Consider the following 17,205-nt stretch of genomic DNA (forward strand, 5'->3'; position numbering starts at 1 on the left):
GGGTAGTGAAGATGCAAAACAAGTATCAAATACCAGAAATAAACACTGATAAGATTTTCTACTGTACTCAACACCCAGTAATAAAAACCTTTCCCTTCTGAAAACACAGTTAAATCAAATGTCTCATACATCAGTTGAAAATAATTTTATTTTAGTTGTAGACGATACCCTAACCAATCTCGAAATCATATCTGAAGCACTAACTAGTGCAGGTTTTGAAGTAGCTACAGCAAGCAATGGAAAAAAAGCGTTTGAACAAATACAAATTAGATTACCAGATTTAATTTTATTAGACGTGATGATGCCAATAATGGATGGACTTGCAACTTGTAAGCAATTGAAGAATCATCCACAAACTAGAGATATTCCCGTCATCTTCATGACAGCTATTACTGATACAGATAGTAAAGTAGAGGCGTTAAGTTTAGGCGCTGTTGATTACATTACCAAACCTTTCCATAAAGCAGAAGTATTAGCACGTATTTCTACACATCTACAACTGAGAAACTTGACAAGAAACTTAGAAAATCGAGTAATTGAACGTACCTTTGAACTGAATCAAGCATTACAAGATTTACAAGAATCTCAACTCCAGCTTGTACAACAAGAAAAAATGTCTGTGCTTGGTCAATTAATGTCTGGTTTAGCTCATGAAATTAATAACCCAGTTAGTTGTATCTATGGAAATCTAGGTCATACTCTCACCTACTTAGAAAACATGACTCATCTGATAGACCTCTATCAACGAAACTATCCTCATCCCGTACCAGAAATTCAAAATGAAATTGATGCAATTGATTTAGATTACATGCGTTCTGATTTACCTAACTTAATTTTTTCTATGAAGGAAGGTATGCAGCGCATTCGAGATATTAGTAAGAGTTTACGAATTTTTTCTAGAGCAGATACAGAAAACAAGATTCAGTTTAATATACATGAAGGTATTGATAGCACCATTTTAATTCTTAAACATCGATTAAAAAGTATTGAAATTCGTCCTGATATTAAAATCAAGAAAGAGTATGGTGAGCTACCTTTAATTAACTGCTTTCCTGGGCAATTAAACCAAGTATTTATGAATATCCTAGCCAATGCTATCGATGCTTTGGATGAATCATTTAACAGTAAATGTAAAGTAGTATTAAATAGTGAGATAGATATATATCCTGAAATCATTATTCAAACAATTTTGAGTGAAGATAAAAACTACGCTGTAATTAAGATTAAAGATAATGGTATAGGAATTTCTAATGAAGATAAAGTAAAGGTTTTTGATAGTTTGTTTACTACTAAAGATGTAGGTAAAGGTACAGGTTTAGGATTATCAATCGCTAGGCAGATTATTGTTCAAAAACATGGTGGTCAGCTTGAAGTCAACTCAGAGATAGGAAAAGGAGCCGAGTTTATAATTTATATTCCTGTTGAATAGTAATAGTGTTTGTTTTTTATATAAACTAATATTGAGCAACAATATTTCTAGCCAATTTGGAAAGATATATGTGTTAATCTAATAATTGGATATTTCTATCTAAGAGCATTAACTTTGCGAATAGTTTAGTGCAAGTTCATATTAAATTTATCTGGTATGTAAATCTCTGCTGAAAACTAGGGAACTATATTGTTGTAGATATTAAAATACCATAGATAAATTCGATGCTAAAGATAGTAGTATGTCATAGTAATGATCCAGACTCTTTATCAGCAGTTCAAGAAGTAATCCTCCAGTCAAAAAATTCTCTGCAAGGAAATTTACCCCAGGCGGGAATTTTATTTGCAGCCATTGACTTTGAACATACCTTAATCTTGCAAAACATTCATCAAGCTTTTCCTGGGATTGAATTGATTGGTGGAACTACAGACGGAGAAATTTCATCATTGTTGGAGTTTCAGCAGGACTCAATTACTTTAATGTTGTTCTGTTCAGATGAAGTCGAAATTCGTGCAGGGGTAGGTTATCAGGTTTCACAAAACCCCATTTTAGCGACGAAGGAAGCTGTAGAACAAGCCAAAGCCAAAAGCACAACTACGCCTCAGTTATGTTTAACCCATCCAGAAAGCCTGACAACTAGTGGTGTGTCTATATTAGATGGGTTGAAAATGGCTTTAGGTGAAAAGTTTCCTATCTTTGGTGGTTTAGCCGCAGATCAGTCAGCATATCAAAACACCTACCAATTCTTTCAAGCAGAAGTTCTCACTGATGCTGTACCAGTTTTGTTATTTAGTGGAAAAGTCTTATTTTCCCACGGAGTCGCTAGTGGTTGGCTACCTATTGGGAAAACTAGCAAAGTTACCAAAGTAGATAAAAATATCGTTTATGAAATAGACGGTAAACCTGCTTTAGAGTTCTATCGGTATTATCTTGGTGAACTTCCGCCATCTATAGAAAATCCTGTAGCCGTGTTTACTCATGACGAAACCAACTTTTATTTAAGAGCGCCGATCGCTTACGATGAACAAACAGGTAGTGTTACATTCTTTGCTGATATTCCTGCACAAGCAAGCATCCAAATGGCTGAAGCTGGTAAGCAAGATATTTTAGCCGCTTCTCAAACATCATTCATGACTGCTTTCAATAATTATCCAGGTAAAGAACCAGCCGGAGTTCTCTTCTTTTCTTGTGTAGCTAGGCGACAAATTTTAGGTACACAAACGCAACAAGAGTATCTAAATACTAAAAATCTTATTAATAAGACTTTACCAGCTTGTGGTTTTTATTCTAATGGTGAGATTGCGCCGCTAGAATCAACAGGTCAAACACAATTTCATAATGAAACTTTTGTCACTTTAATTTTAGGCACTCATTAAAAGCGTAGGAGTATTATGGATTGTGAGCAGAAAATTAAAGACCTGGAAAAAGCTAATAGAATACTTCAGAAAAAATTAGAACGTTCTGAAGTTGACAGAGTGAAGCTGGAGGCAACTAATTCTAAGAAAGAAGCTTTGTTGAAGACGGTAATTGATGAACTTCAAGAATCAAAAACTCAGTTAGAAAGAAGAAGTAATGAATTAGAAAAAACCCTCTTTCATCTGCAAACAATGCAAGATAAAATGGCTGCTTTAGGTAGTATGGTTGCCGATGTGGCACACGAGATTAATAATCCCGTGGGATTTATCATTGGTAATTTAAACCCAGCATTTGAGTATATTCATGATTTATTTCACTTAATTAACCTCTATCAACAGCACTACCCCAATCCATGCCCAGAAATTCAAACAGAAATGGCAGTAATAGATTTTGAGTATATACGTGAAGATTTACCTAAATTAATTGATTCAATGAAAGAAGGAACTACTCGTATTAGTAATCTCAGCAACAGTTTACGGACTTTTTCTAGATCAGATACAGAATATAAAATACTATTTGATATTCACGAAGGTCTTGATAGTACCCTTTGCATTCTTCAACATCGTCTAAAGGCTAATCAAGACCATCCCCAAATCCAAGTAATTAAAGAATATGGTGAAATTCCGGCAATTAATTGTTTTCCAGGACAATTAAATCAGGTATTTATGAATATTTTGGCTAATGCTGTTGATGCTTTAGAAGAGTCTAACTTAGGATTGAGTTTTGTAGAGATTCAGCAAAGAAATAATCAAATTATTATTACGACAAATATAGAAAATAATTCTATTTTAATTAGAATCAGAGATAATGGCTGTGGTATTCCCGAAGATATAAAATCAAAAATATTTGCTCATTCATTTACTACTAAACCTGTGGGTAAAGGAACAGGCTTAGGACTAGCGATCGCGCAACAAATTATTACTCAAAAACATGGGGGAACATTACAAGTCAATTCAGTTGTGGGAGAAGGTTCTGAATTTGTCATTACTCTCCCCATTGAATCGGTGTGAGGGGCTAGGGAGAAGGCAGGAATAAAATACTATTGACTATGGACTAATTGACTAATAACTAATGACCAATGACTAATAACAAAATATCCCCGACTTTAAGAAAAAATCGGGGATACCAAGTGCAAATCGAATTATAACTTACAAACCTTCTGGTTTCTCAGGAGGAATAGCACTTACCTGAGTACTTACCACTTTTGTTGGCTGTAAGATAGCGGTATTGGCAACAGAGTTGTTTGCCAGGGTGAAAAGTGGATTGGATAAGATGCCGGCGATGGAAGTAGCAATTAAGGTGACTACTAAACCCACTTGCAACGGTCTAAATCCAGGTAAATTCCACTGGATTTCGGGGTAATTCTTGACTACCTCGGACATTTCTTGGGGTTCTTTGACTACCATCATCTTGACTACACGAATGTAGTAATAGATGGAGACAACGCTGGTAACTAAGCCTAGTAAGACCATCCAGTAAAGCCCAGCTTGCCAACCAGCCCAGAACAAGTAAATTTTGCCAAAGAAACCAGCTAGGGGAGGAATACCGCCCAAGGAAAGCAAGGAGATACTCAAACCTAGTGTGAGGAGTGGATCTTTTTGGTATAACCCAGAGTATTCGGCAATTTGGTCTGTTCCTGTTCGTAGGGAGAACAGAATAATGCAGGTGAAACCGCACAGGTTCATGAATAGATAAACCAGCAAGTAGAAGATCATGCTGGAATATCCGGCATCAGTACCAGCAATCAAGCCAATCATCACAAACCCAGCTTGGGCGATGGATGAATAAGCAAGCATCCGTTTCATGCTGGTTTGGGCTAGGGCGACGACGTTACCCAAAATCATACTGAGAACTGCTAAGGCTGTAAAGACAAACTTCCATTCTTCAGCAACGTAAGGGAAGACTGTAGTTAACAAGCGAATAGCTAGGGCAAAGCCGGCCGCTTTGGAACCAACGGATAAAAAGGCAATTACTGGGGTAGGAGCGCCTTCATATACGTCTGGTGTCCATTGGTGGAAGGGTGCGGCGGAAATTTTAAAGCCAATACCCGCGATGACGAAAACGAGGGCAATCACGACACCTAAAGATTGACCAACGTTAGCGGCGATGATGCCGTCAGCGATCGCACTCAGTTGGGTTTGTCCACCTGATAAACCGTATAAAAGTGACACGCCATACAGAAATACTGCTGTGCTAGAAGCTCCAATCAACAAGTATTTCAGCGCCGCCTCATTAGAACGGGGGTCACGCTTGGTATAACCTGTTAACAGATAGGAGGAGATACTCAGGGTTTCTAGGGAGATGAAAATCATTACCAACTCACTAGCACCGGAGAGGAACATCCCACCCAAGGTAGCGGTTAACAAAATGGCGGTGAACTCCGCTAAAGGAGTACCACTTTGTTCTACATAGCGGATTGACATCAGTATTGTAATGACGGCAGATAAGGCAATGATGCCGCGAAAGACTATGCTGAGGTCATCACTACTAAAGCCACCACTAAAAGCGATGGGATTTACAGCATCCCATTGGAAATACAGGGCTACAACCGCCGATAGTAACCCGGCGATCGCCAGATATCCAATCCAGCGCGAGGATGTACGCCCTAAAATCAAATCAGAAATCAAAACCCCCATGAGAGTAAGAATGACAATACTCTCTGGCAAAATTGTTCCAGCATTTAATTGTGCTGCAAGATTAGCAAAATCCATGAGATATATAGGTTTTGGCGATTAGAAATCAAGGCTCACTTTAGTTCATTCTATCCATTGTCTTTGACCAAAGTTGCATTTATCTTTTTAGCTTTTTATTTATGCTCACTTTCGGCTCAAAACCGCTCACTAGGAGCGTGGTAGCTTTTGGTGACGCACCCTCACTATACATACCATTAGATGATTTTATGCTGAAATGTAATATTTCTAGCTTGAGAGCCGATTAAAAAAACATTAGCCTACGGCAATGCGCAGGCTAATTAGGAAACAAGTGTAACTTTAAACTAAAAACAGATAGCGATCGCTATTATCAAATTTTTTATGACGCTGATAAGCAAAAAAAAATTTTGCTTGACAGCTAAAGTTACATAATTTTGCAACTTCGTAAATTTTTAATACAGCATAGCGTTGTTGGCATTTAGCGATGCTACTTAACTTTTTGCTTAATAAAAGTGACCACTTGTGCCAGTTGTTTCTTCAAGCCTTCGATTTCTGCCTGCATTTTGGCAACTTTCTCATTAAGTGCTTGAATTTCTGCTGCTGTCGCGGCGTTTGTTTCCCCAGTGGCTACTGTAGTCGGTACAGCAATTGTGGGTGCAGCAACCGCAGGTGGAGCAATAGTTGCTACCCCACCACTGTTAACAGCAGCAGTGGCTACATTACCATTCTTAGCAGTAGCACCAACTCCTACTAACTCCTGACGCGACAACTTAGCCTTAGTCATTGCTGTCTTAATCGCATTGATTAGCTGTTTCTGATCAAAAGGCTTACCCAGAAATTCAAAGTATTCAAAAGGTTCGGTAATTTTTTCCGTCACCTCTTCCTTCCGACCAGACATAATAACTAAAGGAATCTTTCTCAGTTCTGGATTAGCTTGAACTTGTTGAAATACCTCCCAACCGCTCAATTTAGGCAAGAGAAAATCCAACATGATCAAGCTCAGTTTTTCTTGCTTGATGAGATTAATCCCTTCCAAACCGTCCTTAGCTTCTAATACTTCAAAATTGCCAGGAGGCAACATTTCCCGTACTTTGACCCTGACTACGGTAGTGTCATCGATAACTAGAATTTTGTTACTTGCCACAACTGATTACTCTAAAAGAATATTTAAGTTTAAATAGCGGCTACGCCGAATGACCGTGAGAATGCTCCCACTATATCCAACAATGTTATTGATTGGGGGATAGTATATTTCGGTATAAATGTTAGTTGTCATTGGTCATTAGTCATTAGTCATTGGTCATTCGTCCATCGTCAACAGTCAACAGTATTTTCCCTAGCACCCCTAGAACTGTCAGAGTATCGCCAGCTACTATTACAAGTGATATTTATTTTTATCTTCATTAAACTATCGACCTATGACTTCTTCTCAACCTGCTCAGTTTAAGTCGGAAATTACGGCGATGCCTAGTTGGTTACGCCGTCCTATTGGTAAAGCCAGTGAACTCTCGACAGTACAGCGCATTATTAAGCAGCGCCAAATTCATACAATTTGCGAGGAAGGTCGCTGTCCGAATCGGGGTGAGTGCTATTCCCAAAAAACGGCTACATTCCTACTTATGGGGCCGACTTGCACCCGTGCTTGTGCTTTTTGTCAAGTCGATAAGGGTCATGCACCAATGCCAATTGACCCAGAGGAAGCCCAGAAGGTAGCAGAATCAGTCCAGCTTTTGGGGCTGCGCTACGTGGTAATTACCTCCGTCGCCCGTGATGACTTGCCAGACCAAGGCGCAAGCCATTTTGTCAAAACAATGGAGGCAATCCGCCAGTTAAATCCAGGTACACAAATTGAAGTGCTGACACCCGATTTCTGGGGCGGTACAGGCGCAGGAGAGGCAGGACAGCGCCAACGCATCGAAATGATTGTTAAAGCCGAACCAGCCTGCTTTAACCACAATATTGAGACAGTACGTCGCTCAACTGGGCGAGTGCGTCGGGGAGCTAAATACGATCGCTCACTCAACGTTTTGTCCCTAGTCAAAGAAATCAATCCCCAAATTCCTACAAAATCAGGCTTAATGGTGGGACATGGGGAAACTGTGGACGAACTTATCGAAGCGATGAAGGATTTAAGAATGGTAGGGTGCGATCGCCTCACCATCGGTCAGTATATGCGCCCATCCCTAGAACATCTCCCAGTCCAAAAATATTGGACACCAGAAGAATTTGACCAACTAGGCACAATAGCCAAAGAAATGGGCTTCAGCCATGTCCGTTCCGGGCCACTGGTGCGGAGTTCCTATCACGCTGGGGAGGAGTAAGGCAAGAGGCAGGAGGTAGGAGGTAGGAGATAGAAAAAAATCCTATGGACTATGGACTATGGACTGTTGACTATGGACTAATGACCAATGACCAATGACAAATTTGCTAATTCTCACAAATATTTTTAAAGAATTTTGATATTTTGTCCTTCTGTTTGGTATTTCTGAAAAAGTCATGACATAAGGAGAACCGATTTATGGCTAAAGCAAAAGCTCCCGCAGTTCCCGATACCGGAGCAAAACCACCCTATACTTTTCGTACAGGCTGGGCTTTGTTACTACTGGCTGTTAACTTCCTAGTAGCCGCTTACTACTTCCACATTATTGAGTAGTTAAATTGGGGAGTAGGTGTGTCAGTTAACAGTCAACAGTTATCAGTGAACAAAACCTGATAACTGATAACTGATAACTGATAACTGATTGATTCCCCTGTCACTAGCCAAGTGGAGTGGTGTTGCTCACATCGTGCCTTTGAATAAACCTTTGGGACGGATGAGCAGCACCAGAATCATGATTAGGAGGGCTACACCTTGTTTGTATTGCGAACCTAAAAAGGGTGTACTCACTTCCTGGGCAATGCCGATAATGAAAGCTGCGGCGATCGCGCCGTAGGGGTTGCCAATCCCACCTAAAATTACGGAAGCGAATAGAGGCAAAATCAAAAACCATCCCATATTGGGACGGACGGCTGTAATTAATCCATACATACTGCCACCCAATGATGTGACAGTGCCAGCAATTAACCAAGTCCAGAAAATTACTTGCTCTACATCAATTCCAGAAACCTTGGCTAAATCTAAATCGTCGGCAACAGCACGCATGGCTTTACCAATTTTGGTATTTTGCAACAGGTAATGCAAAGCGACAATGGATAACACGGCTAAAGCCAACACTAGCAGTTGATTTTGCGGTACTTTGACACCAAAAATATCCAAAGCTGGGGTAACAGGTAGATCATAGTTTTGGTTTCTACCACCCCAAATCAAAATAATTCCATTACGCAGGAACAACGCTAGCCCAATTGAGATGATAATAAGAGTAGTGGAATTAGCTTTAATTGAGCGCATCTTCGACCATAACAATGTTTCTGACAGTAACATTGCGCCTACGGTTCCTGCAACTGCCACTATCATCGATAACCAGATATTCACTCCAAAAGAGTTAACTAACAAAGTCAAATAAGCCCCTAAAGTTAAAAAATCACCGTGGGCAAAATTAGACAACCGTAAAATCCCGTAAGTAAGAGTTAGTCCTACAGCTGCAAGAGCAATAATGCTCCCTACAGCAATGCCGTTGACAATCAGTTGAATCGTTTGTGTATCCATATTTTTTGTTAGTTAAATTAAGCTAACCTATAGTAATTTTGGGAGGGTAAGTGACGATAAAAAATTCGTTTTACTTAGTCAGCATCGAGCTTAGAAAGTTACGATTTATCGACAAAAAAAAATTGTGAGCTAATATACATAGAAATGTTGTGGCATTTTTCGTAAAACTCCAGTTATTAAACGGTCTAGTTGACCATGCAGCAGTATTCAAGCTTACCAGAACACAACTCAAAGATAGAGGCATCGCCAGTGTTGGCAACGAGTCAGCAGTTGCGGGCTGAGTTATGGCTGGAACGCAGCTTGAACCAGCTACAAAGCCGCCTGAGCGATCGCCTACAGTCTGCATTTAACACCGTTCAGCCAATCACGCAAGCGGATATTTTCCAAACTGTGGTGAATGAACTCGATCTGGCTTTGAACAATAGCAGCACGGGTTTGCCACAGTGTGCCGTGGCTATTGCTTTATGTCAACCGCAAACGGCAGCTGGTAAAGTTTACTATATTTCTCGTTCCCTATCTCTTAGCTCTCAATCTCTACTTTTAGAAGAAATCCCCAACAAAGAGAAAAAATTGCGGTTGCAACTGCACCAAGTCATTAAACTTCAAGATTTACAGAAACTAGAAAAGCAACAACAGCCACAAGCTTGGCGATTAACAGATGATTCTGGTGATGTGATTGGGTGGTTACTCTTGGTAACAGAAAACCTTAAGCTTCATGACACAACATTTACTACATCACATCCGCAAATTAATATACAATTAATGGAGCGAGCAGCCGAGCAATGTGTCAAAGTGCTGTCTCACCTCAAGCAGATACAATCTTTGCAGCAACAGTCGGAAAACTTAGATATTACTAATCAGGAACTAGAGCGGACTAATCAACTAAAAAACCAATTCTTGGCGAATACAAGTCACGAAATTCGCACTCCTCTAAGTTCAATTATTGGATTCACTCACTTACTTTTAGCCCAAGGCTACGACCCAACAAGAGAACGCCATCACGAGTATCTAAATATTATTCAATCCAGTGGTAAGCATCTGTTGGCTTTAATTAACGATATTTTGGATCTCTCCAAAATTGAAGCTAATCAGTTAGAAGTGCAGTGGGAAAAAGTAAATGTACCTGAACTTTGTCAAAACGTATTATCACTAGTAAAAGAGAAAGCTGGAAATAAAGGGTTGAAATTGTCTTTGGAAATAGATCCAAATGCACAAATTTTGATTGCTGACCCTTTACGGCTCAAGCAAATGCTCTTAAATTTACTATTTAATGCAGTTAAATTTACTAGTCAGGGCTGTGTTGGCTTAAAGGTTAAACTTGAAGATTTATTGATCCACTTTACAGTCTGGGATACTGGTAGTGGCATATCTCCAGAAAATATTGCTTTATTATTTCAACCTTATTTTCAAATTCCCAATTCTTTAGTTACTCGCAATGAAGGTACTGGCTTGGGGTTAGTAGTAACTCGTAAATTGGCAGAAATTCACGGCGGTTCAGTAGAAGTAGAATCTGTAGTTAATCATGGTTCTCGTTTTTCGATTATCTTGCCTTTAAAACAGTATGGAGAAGTATTAGTTGCAGAAGACGATGAGGATAAAGAAGCAAAATCTTCTGAAGATATGATTCCTAGCATTTCCCAAGAAGTCTTATTAGTAGAAGATGATTTACCCAATGGTGAATTGATCAAAATTCATCTGAGCAAATTAGGATATCAAGTTACTTGGGTAAAAAATGCTGATGAAATGTGGAAGACACTAGCCCAAAAACAGCCAGCAGTAATTTTAATGGATGTGAGATTGCCAGATGGTAATGGTTTAGATGTAGTTAAGCAATTACGAGAAAAAGCCGAATATCAACAGATTCCTGTAATTGCCCAAACAGCAATGGCTATGAAAGGCGATCGCTCCATCTGTTTAGCGGCTGGAGCCAATGATTACATTTCCAAACCAATCGATTTAAAACTGTTGGCTAGTCTGGTGGCTAAGTATAGTTTGAGAAGTGAGTAGGGGAAGTGGGGGAAGATGAGGGAGAGGGAGGAGAATAACTTTTGACTGTGGACTTATAGACCAATGACCAATGACCAATGACCAATGACCAATGACTACAATATATAGGTTGTGGCAGCAATTGGGAAATTATGTTGACTGAAAAACTTGAGCAATTAAAAGCTTTATTTGCAGAAATGGGACAGGCTTTGATTGCTTATTCTGGGGGTGTGGACAGCACTTTGGTAGCGAAGATTGCTTATGATGTGTTGGGCGATCGCGCTTTGGCTGTGACTGCGGTTTCGCCTTCGTTGTTACCAGAGGAACTGGAAGACGCAAAAATTCAAGCAGCAACGATTGGTATCACTCATAAAATTGTCCAAACTCACGAAATGGACAACCCCAATTACACATCAAACCCCGTGAACCGTTGCTATTTCTGCAAAAGCGAATTACACGATACCTTAAAACCCTTGGCGTTAGAAATGGGGTATCCTTACGTAGTAGATGGGGTAAACGCTGATGATTTACACGATTATCGTCCGGGGATTCAAGCAGCAAAAGAAAGAGGAGCGCGATCGCCTTTAGCAGAAGTTGGCGTTACTAAGCCAGAAGTAAGACAACTCTCCCATCAATTAGGCTTACCTTGGTGGGAAAAACCAGCACAACCTTGTCTTAGTTCCCGCTTTCCCTACGGTGAAGAAATTACCATCGCCAAATTACAAAGGGTAGGTAGAGCCGAAATTTATCTGAGGAAATTAGGTTGGCAAAATCTGCGCGTCCGTTCCGAAGGTGACACAGCACGCATTGAATTACCACCAGAAAAAATCAAAGATTTTGTCCTCACAACAGATTTACAGTCTATAGTTAACGCATTTCAAGAGTTTGGATTTCTCTACGCCACCCTAGACTTAGAAGGTTATCGTAGTGGCAAATTAAACCAAGTCTTATCAATTCAAAATTCAAAATACTCTACGAGAAGCTAAAGCTACAAAATTCAAAATGAAATAACTTCAGGTAACTAGAAAAGTAGAAAAAAATACTATGGACTGTTGACTATGGACTAATGACTGATGACTAATGACTGATGACTAATGACTGATGACTAATGACCAATGACTAAAAATTCTCCGCTTCCACCGACACAAGAATACAACCATTGATTCTCCAGCTATCATCCAGTTGTTTCTCCATAAAATATAAAGCTCTTAGGGGAACACCATCAGGCGATAAAAGCAACACTGGCTGGGTGATATTGTCCTGGATGGTGGTAACTTTCTCAAAGAATACTGAGCGAGGACGGTAGACAGCCGGGTAACTCATGCTTACCATCCGCAAGAAATTGTCTGGGTTTTGAAACTGCTCTTGAATAGCTGGAGTTGCACAAGCAAAAGCATCAAGAGCATCATCTTGTTGAAAGGCTGCCAATTGTTTTTCAATCACAGACCTAATAGTAATAAAATCTTGCTCGGTAACTTCCATAAATATATAGATTAGGCTAGTTTTGGTGAACAGTTAAAAGTCAACAGTCAACGCTCAACACTTTGACTTTGAGCTAGTTTGAACTCTACCTGTTGGATAGCAAATCGCCATACGTCATAACCATCAGCCGATAAATGCAGCCCATCTGTAGTTAAATCAGAGCGTAAATTGCCATCCGCATCTGCAAACCAGCTATGAATATTTAGATAATTAACTTTTTCTTCTTTAGCAATTTGGGCTAGTTTTGTATTCAGTTGACGAATATGGCTGTTAGAAAGTGTCGATAGGTGTGTAGGTAATATAGATTGTACAAATATTTGAGTTTTGGGGTGAGATTGTCGCAAATTGCGAATAATGCGGCGATGATTACGCAGAATTACTTCATCACTAGTTCCCCGGCGTAAGTCATTAATGCCAGCCATGATGTAAATTGCATCAGGGCGAGTTTGTGCAAATGCTGCCAATCTATTTGAGATACCTGTGGAAGTATCGCCAGAAATACCTTGATTCAGCCACAGTTTACCAGAAGGTAACTTTTCCTTGGGAAACCACATACTTAAGGAATCCCCTACCAAGATACTGAGACGGTTTTTACCTTGACCTTGAGCGATCGCTTTCGCTTCTAGAGCTAAGAGATTTTTCCAATCATCATAAGTCAGTTGTTGCTTTTGACCCCTATCCCGCAATAATTTGTCAGTATCAGTATCTTGTCGTGTATAAATCTGACCAGTTTTTAATGTTGCTAATCTGTAATAGTAAAGTTGATTACCACTAATTAATGGTTCTTTAGGAGGTATAGGATTGAGGTTAAAGAATGAGTTTAGAGGTATTAATTGTTCTGGATTGGTAAACTCCGGTAAGGGAATCTCAGAACTGGGTAGATTTTTAGCGCTATCTGTTGATTCAGAGGCTTTGGCTGGTAACAAAGGTTGAGAGCTAAATTCTGGGATGGATACGTTAAAAACCGTAGGTAGAGCTTTTTCATCTACTACCTGTGATACTTTGGTGCTGAAGATAGATAAAGATGGAACTGAGGTAACAGTAGTTTGTGCGTTTGGTTTTACACCCGACACAAATTGAGAATTGTCTGGCAGGATATCCGATATCTGTGGTAGAGCTGATGCGGGTAGTGTCAATCCTGTGAACAAGCCTACTGCCAACAGATAAGAATCCCTCATTGCTTTGTCTCTCCTCTACTTACTATTTGTTCTATGACAGTTTTAATTTCCTGCATTCAGAAATTTTACTGTTGCTAAAATATTATTTTTCTCTAAAATATACGCTTCTGTAAACTAGGTTAATCAGATCATATTTAACAATTCACAGATTCTTTAAAGGCTATCTTGCAGTCTGGTAAGTCAATATACTCAAACTGATGAAACTGGTTGATTGTAACTTTAATTTGTTAAGTATTTTTACTATATTCATAAGTGTTGTAACAATTACTACCTGCTTTTAGAATATCTTTTGTGCTGAGGCTTGTAAATATTGATCTCTACATATATAAATTAAGTTCTTCTGATATAGAAGAAACCCGTAGAAAGTGCTAAGATTTAGGCGACGTAATAGATAATTCCCAGTAATTTCGTGGCTAGAGCTAGTACGGCAATCGGTGTTAGTCCAATTATCAAAGAGATTGTGCAAAAACAGGCACATTCGACTCGTTTAACCCTAAAAGAGGTAATTCTGATGGGAATGTTAGCAATAGATAAACTTGACGATCAAAGTCGTCAAGAGTTAGCAGACAAGGTTCATCAAATGCAGGTGAATGGCGAAATATAAATCTGCTGACTCCGGTTAATAGTCAAAGGTTCACAGCTAAATCATTCTCTATTAACTGTGCCAGTTTGAGATTTTAGAGATGAGGTTTTAGGTTGATACATGCTTTCTTTTTTAAGTCATCAATCTAAAGTTATAGAAGTTTCCAGAGTCTATTCCTTAACTGGAAACAACCTAAAATTATCAATCTAAAATCAAAAGTTAATTGACTATTGACTAAATCTATAGCGACTTCCTAAAACGTAATCGTGGTTAATTTCCACGGAAATCCATCGACGCTGTAAAGTCTCAGCAACAAACCCAGTAGTATTAGAACCTGCAAACGGGTCTAATACTATATCCTCTTCATCAGTCAAGAATCTGATGAAGAACTCAGCAAACCCTTGAGGAAACCTTGCTGGGTGTGGTTTTATCCCGGCTGCTTTACAGCGCCGTAAATAAACACTATTAGATTCAGTGTTAGGAATCTCTAATAAATTGGGTGGAATTGCGCCTGAATTATCTTTTTGGAATTTATCAGAAATGTCGTGTCCGCTAGGACGAATTTGAGCTTTATAACCATTTTTGAGTAATCGTTGCATACTCTGGCTATATGGTTTTAAAACTTTTCTATTATCTGCTTTCGGATTGGTTGTTTTTGATAGCCACCAAACTACATTTACAGCATCTTTAACTCTAATTCTTCTAATTGTCACCCATTCAGCCGGGGTAGGTAAACGCGCTGGATTATAGTGATAAAATTCTTGAGCTAGATAAAAGCCAACTTCTTTGCATAATATAACTAGAAGTTCATATTGGTAAATACTGCGTATAGGATTACCAGGAAGATAAGCTCCACCTAAATCTAAAACAAATGAACCTTGTTCTGTTAAAACTCGTTTAAATTCGTAAGCAAATGGTAGAAACCATTCAATATATTTTTCCGCACTTTCGTTACCATATTCTTTTTTGCGTGTTAAGGCAAATGGTGGTGAAGTGAGAATTAAATTAATACTATTGTCTGGAACTACTTTGATAATTTCCTGACAATCGCCTAAATAAGCATTACCGTATTTTTGCGTGTATATAGGTGTAGAATTAATTACTTGGGTTGTTTGTTGTGAGTTCAAGCGGCGTATAAATTATTTTGATGAGTCAAAGACTACCACTTTTTGTAAGGTAGGAATTTACCAGACATAGTAATCTTAACGCGATCGCCTTTGGGGTCTGTTTCTTTGTCCACATCTAAAGTAAAATCAATCGCGCTCATAATTCCATCACCAAACTTTTCTTGAATTACTTCCTTAAGCGGAAAGCCATATACCTGCATAATCTCATAGAAGCGATAAATCAAAGGGTCGGTTGGTACTATCGGCCCTAATCCCTTGACTGGGTATTCGGTCAACTGTTGAATATAGAGAGAGTCTAATCCCAATGCTTCCACCAACAACTTAGCCTCTTCTGGGGATGCACTGGCTTGACGGTAGAAAACAGATGCAATCCAAACTTCATCCCGTCCTATAATTCTTTCTAAATCACCAAAGCTTAGACCTTTGTTTTTCTTGGCGTTTAACAGCGTTTGCGTAATTTCAGGGATAGACATTGGTAATTCTTCTAGCTAATTAATTTTGCCAGAGAAAATTTTAACATGAGTTATGGGCGATCGCTTGAGAATTATGGGAGTAGGGGCAATACGGTTCGGTTAAAGGGGAAAGGCGAAGGGGAAAAGGGAAGAAAAAACCTTTAACCCTTACCCTTTAACCTTTTCCCTAAACCAATTATTAGTTCAAAATACTTATCCGAACCGTATTGGGAGTAGGGGGAGATGAGGGAGATGAGGGAGATGAGGGAGAGAGGGGAGACAGGAAACTAAGGAGAAAAAACTATTAACAACTATCAACTGTCAACAGTCAACTGACTAAACTTATCTATCATCAAGCGAGGAATTGGTCGCGGACGCATGGTTTTAGCGTCTACCCAAACCCATAAAGCTTCGGCTTTCACTAACAAATTTTCCTCATATTGCTTGCGAATTTCGTAACAACGAAAAGCACGAGTACCTTGTATTTGCTTCAACCATGTTGTAACTTCCAAATTTTCACCCGCAACAGCTGGACGCAAATAATCAATTTCCACTCGCCGCATTACAAATACACAACCAAATTCTTGGTAAACATCCAAGGTTAAACCTAGATGTTCTGAATGTTCTATGGCTGCTTGCTCTAAGTAGTTTTGGTAAACTGCGTTGTTTACGTGTCCGAGTGCATCCATTTCATAGTGGCGCACACGTAATAAAGTCTTAAATACTTCCATAAAAATTCAACAGTGAGAGATTATTAACATCTAACAACTCTCACTGTATAGATTTTGCTTGTTAACTGACCATTATCTAACATTGCCGCCATACAAAGCACCATAGACAATGGCTCCTCGTAAATCAGCGTTAGCTAAGATAGCGCCTTCTAAATCAGCATTATGAAGTTCAGCGTTGATAAGTTTTACATTAGTTAAGTTAGTACCGCTTAAACTTGCATCGCTGGCAAAAACTTCGCTTAAGTTTGCGCCTTTAAGGTTTGCACCAGTTAAATCAGCACCTTCTAAATTAGCTGCTTTGAGGTTGGCTCCTGTTAAATTAGCATTTCTCAAGTCTGCACCAATTAAGTGAGCTTGCTGTAAGTTTGCGCCTGCTAGGTTACAACCTGCACAACTTCTTGTAGTCAGTAATTGCCGCACATGCTGAGGGTTTGCCGCTTGTGCTGGAGCTGTTAAGGCAATTGTACTTAATAGTGCTGTGGTAGCTAAAATCTCTAGTTTCATCTTGATTACCTCATGAACTC

18 protein-coding genes are annotated in these 17,205 nt (G+C 39.2%); 8 read left to right on the plus strand and 10 right to left on the minus strand.

The genetic code is table 11. The features are described 5' to 3' along the window. Positions 1 to 118 precede the first annotated feature (118 nt). The 3 genes from NSMS1_RS13445 (at position 119) to NSMS1_RS13455 (ending at position 3,855) form a co-directional block, all read left to right on the plus strand. Complete coding sequence (locus NSMS1_RS13445) at positions 119 to 1,429, plus strand: response regulator (protein ID WP_224093978.1); 1,311 nt, start codon at positions 119 to 121, stop codon at positions 1,427 to 1,429. Between the two features lie 224 nt (positions 1,430 to 1,653). After that, the gene (locus NSMS1_RS13450; protein ID WP_224093980.1) at positions 1,654 to 2,805 is read left to right on the plus strand and encodes an FIST signal transduction protein; all 1,152 of its coding nucleotides are present in this window, start codon (positions 1,654 to 1,656) and stop codon (positions 2,803 to 2,805) included. Between the two features lie 15 nt (positions 2,806 to 2,820). After that, on the plus strand, positions 2,821 to 3,855 hold the full coding sequence (locus NSMS1_RS13455) for a sensor histidine kinase (RefSeq protein ID WP_224093981.1): 1,035 nt from the start codon (positions 2,821 to 2,823) through the stop codon (positions 3,853 to 3,855). A gap of 138 nt (positions 3,856 to 3,993) precedes the next feature. Here NSMS1_RS13455 and NSMS1_RS13460 read toward each other — a convergent pair whose 3' ends face one another. The 3 genes from NSMS1_RS13460 to NSMS1_RS35080 all read right to left on the minus strand — a co-directional run bounded on the left by NSMS1_RS13460 (position 3,994) and on the right by NSMS1_RS35080 (position 6,772). Further along, entirely contained in the window at positions 3,994 to 5,556 is a 1,563-nt protein-coding gene (locus NSMS1_RS13460) for an NAD(P)H-quinone oxidoreductase subunit N (protein ID WP_224093982.1), read from the minus strand. Between the two features lie 427 nt (positions 5,557 to 5,983). After that, on the minus strand, positions 5,984 to 6,640 hold the full coding sequence (locus NSMS1_RS13465; RefSeq protein ID WP_224093983.1) for a response regulator: 657 nt from the start codon (positions 6,638 to 6,640) through the stop codon (positions 5,984 to 5,986). Between the two features lie 6 nt (positions 6,641 to 6,646). Beyond that, positions 6,647 to 6,772, minus strand: coding sequence for a hypothetical protein (locus tag NSMS1_RS35080; protein ID WP_263432577.1), 126 nt, complete (start codon positions 6,770 to 6,772; stop codon positions 6,647 to 6,649). Between the two features lie 142 nt (positions 6,773 to 6,914). Between NSMS1_RS35080 and lipA the strand changes: the two genes are divergently transcribed. Both lipA and NSMS1_RS13475 read left to right on the plus strand, forming a co-directional pair. Beyond that, the gene (gene lipA, locus NSMS1_RS13470) at positions 6,915 to 7,817 is read left to right on the plus strand and encodes a lipoyl synthase (protein WP_224093984.1); all 903 of its coding nucleotides are present in this window, start codon (positions 6,915 to 6,917) and stop codon (positions 7,815 to 7,817) included. A 197-nt stretch (positions 7,818 to 8,014) separates the two neighbouring features. Continuing rightward, positions 8,015 to 8,149, plus strand: a complete 135-nt coding sequence (locus NSMS1_RS13475) for a photosystem I protein PsaX (RefSeq protein WP_224093985.1) — start codon at positions 8,015 to 8,017, stop codon at positions 8,147 to 8,149. Between the two features lie 126 nt (positions 8,150 to 8,275). On the opposite strand, the gene NSMS1_RS13480 is transcribed toward NSMS1_RS13475, so the two are convergent. Next, positions 8,276 to 9,142: a branched-chain amino acid ABC transporter permease gene (locus tag NSMS1_RS13480; RefSeq protein WP_224093986.1), complete on the minus strand. Its 867-nt coding sequence runs from the start codon at positions 9,140 to 9,142 to the stop codon at positions 8,276 to 8,278. Between the two features lie 195 nt (positions 9,143 to 9,337). On the opposite strand from NSMS1_RS13480, the gene hrmK reads away from it, so the two are divergent. Next, positions 9,338 to 11,149, plus strand: coding sequence for a hybrid histidine kinase/response regulator HrmK (gene hrmK, locus NSMS1_RS13485; protein ID WP_224093989.1), 1,812 nt, complete (start codon positions 9,338 to 9,340; stop codon positions 11,147 to 11,149). Between the two features lie 131 nt (positions 11,150 to 11,280). Further along, positions 11,281 to 12,114, plus strand: coding sequence for an ATP-dependent sacrificial sulfur transferase LarE (gene larE / locus NSMS1_RS13490; RefSeq protein ID WP_224093991.1), 834 nt, complete (start codon positions 11,281 to 11,283; stop codon positions 12,112 to 12,114). A gap of 133 nt (positions 12,115 to 12,247) precedes the next feature. Here larE and NSMS1_RS13495 read toward each other — a convergent pair whose 3' ends face one another. Both NSMS1_RS13495 and NSMS1_RS13500 read right to left on the minus strand, forming a co-directional pair. Beyond that, positions 12,248 to 12,610, minus strand: a complete 363-nt coding sequence (locus NSMS1_RS13495) for a DUF4864 domain-containing protein (RefSeq protein WP_224093993.1) — start codon at positions 12,608 to 12,610, stop codon at positions 12,248 to 12,250. A gap of 47 nt (positions 12,611 to 12,657) precedes the next feature. Then, complete coding sequence (locus NSMS1_RS13500) at positions 12,658 to 13,788, minus strand: SGNH/GDSL hydrolase family protein (protein WP_224093995.1); 1,131 nt, start codon at positions 13,786 to 13,788, stop codon at positions 12,658 to 12,660. Positions 13,789 to 14,179: 391 nt separating this feature from the next. Between NSMS1_RS13500 and NSMS1_RS13505 the strand changes: the two genes are divergently transcribed. After that, positions 14,180 to 14,392 (plus strand): hypothetical protein, encoded by a 213-nt coding sequence (locus NSMS1_RS13505; protein ID WP_067767345.1) that lies wholly within the window; start codon positions 14,180 to 14,182, stop codon positions 14,390 to 14,392. A gap of 206 nt (positions 14,393 to 14,598) precedes the next feature. Here the strand turns inward: NSMS1_RS13505 and NSMS1_RS13510 are convergent, their stop codons facing one another. The 4 genes from NSMS1_RS13510 to NSMS1_RS13525 all read right to left on the minus strand — a co-directional run bounded on the left by NSMS1_RS13510 (position 14,599) and on the right by NSMS1_RS13525 (position 17,185). Then, positions 14,599 to 15,498: a DNA-methyltransferase gene (locus NSMS1_RS13510; protein ID WP_224093997.1), complete on the minus strand. Its 900-nt coding sequence runs from the start codon at positions 15,496 to 15,498 to the stop codon at positions 14,599 to 14,601. Between the two features lie 32 nt (positions 15,499 to 15,530). Continuing rightward, positions 15,531 to 15,971, minus strand: coding sequence for a cyanase (gene cynS / locus NSMS1_RS13515; RefSeq protein ID WP_224093998.1), 441 nt, complete (start codon positions 15,969 to 15,971; stop codon positions 15,531 to 15,533). Positions 15,972 to 16,264: 293 nt separating this feature from the next. Beyond that, entirely contained in the window at positions 16,265 to 16,681 is a 417-nt protein-coding gene (locus NSMS1_RS13520; protein WP_224093999.1) for an acyl-CoA thioesterase, read from the minus strand. Between the two features lie 72 nt (positions 16,682 to 16,753). Next, the gene (locus NSMS1_RS13525; RefSeq protein ID WP_224094001.1) at positions 16,754 to 17,185 is read right to left on the minus strand and encodes a pentapeptide repeat-containing protein; all 432 of its coding nucleotides are present in this window, start codon (positions 17,183 to 17,185) and stop codon (positions 16,754 to 16,756) included. Positions 17,186 to 17,205 lie beyond the last annotated feature (20 nt).

Origin of the sequence: Nostoc sp. MS1 (assembly GCF_019976755.1) — a bacterium.
GTDB lineage: Bacteria > Cyanobacteriota > Cyanobacteriia > Cyanobacteriales > Nostocaceae > Trichormus.

Coding starts and splice junctions, on each gene's coding strand:
- NSMS1_RS13445 (WP_224093978.1), top strand. CDS start 119: ATGTCTCATACATCAGTTGAAAATAATTTTATTTTAGTTGTAGACGAT.
- NSMS1_RS13450 (WP_224093980.1), top strand. CDS start 1,654: ATGCTAAAGATAGTAGTATGTCATAGTAATGATCCAGACTCTTTATCA.
- NSMS1_RS13455 (WP_224093981.1), top strand. CDS start 2,821: ATGGATTGTGAGCAGAAAATTAAAGACCTGGAAAAAGCTAATAGAATA.
- NSMS1_RS13460 (WP_224093982.1), bottom strand. CDS start 5,556: ATGGATTTTGCTAATCTTGCAGCACAATTAAATGCTGGAACAATTTTG.
- NSMS1_RS35080 (WP_263432577.1), bottom strand. CDS start 6,772: ATGACAACTAACATTTATACCGAAATATACTATCCCCCAATCAATAAC.
- lipA (WP_224093984.1), top strand. CDS start 6,915: ATGACTTCTTCTCAACCTGCTCAGTTTAAGTCGGAAATTACGGCGATG.
- NSMS1_RS13475 (WP_224093985.1), top strand. CDS start 8,015: ATGGCTAAAGCAAAAGCTCCCGCAGTTCCCGATACCGGAGCAAAACCA.
- NSMS1_RS13480 (WP_224093986.1), bottom strand. CDS start 9,142: ATGGATACACAAACGATTCAACTGATTGTCAACGGCATTGCTGTAGGG.
- hrmK (WP_224093989.1), top strand. CDS start 9,338: ATGCAGCAGTATTCAAGCTTACCAGAACACAACTCAAAGATAGAGGCA.
- larE (WP_224093991.1), top strand. CDS start 11,281: ATGTTGACTGAAAAACTTGAGCAATTAAAAGCTTTATTTGCAGAAATG.
- NSMS1_RS13495 (WP_224093993.1), bottom strand. CDS start 12,610: ATGGAAGTTACCGAGCAAGATTTTATTACTATTAGGTCTGTGATTGAA.
- NSMS1_RS13500 (WP_224093995.1), bottom strand. CDS start 13,788: ATGAGGGATTCTTATCTGTTGGCAGTAGGCTTGTTCACAGGATTGACA.
- cynS (WP_224093998.1), bottom strand. CDS start 15,971: ATGTCTATCCCTGAAATTACGCAAACGCTGTTAAACGCCAAGAAAAAC.
- NSMS1_RS13520 (WP_224093999.1), bottom strand. CDS start 16,681: ATGGAAGTATTTAAGACTTTATTACGTGTGCGCCACTATGAAATGGAT.
- NSMS1_RS13525 (WP_224094001.1), bottom strand. CDS start 17,185: ATGAAACTAGAGATTTTAGCTACCACAGCACTATTAAGTACAATTGCC.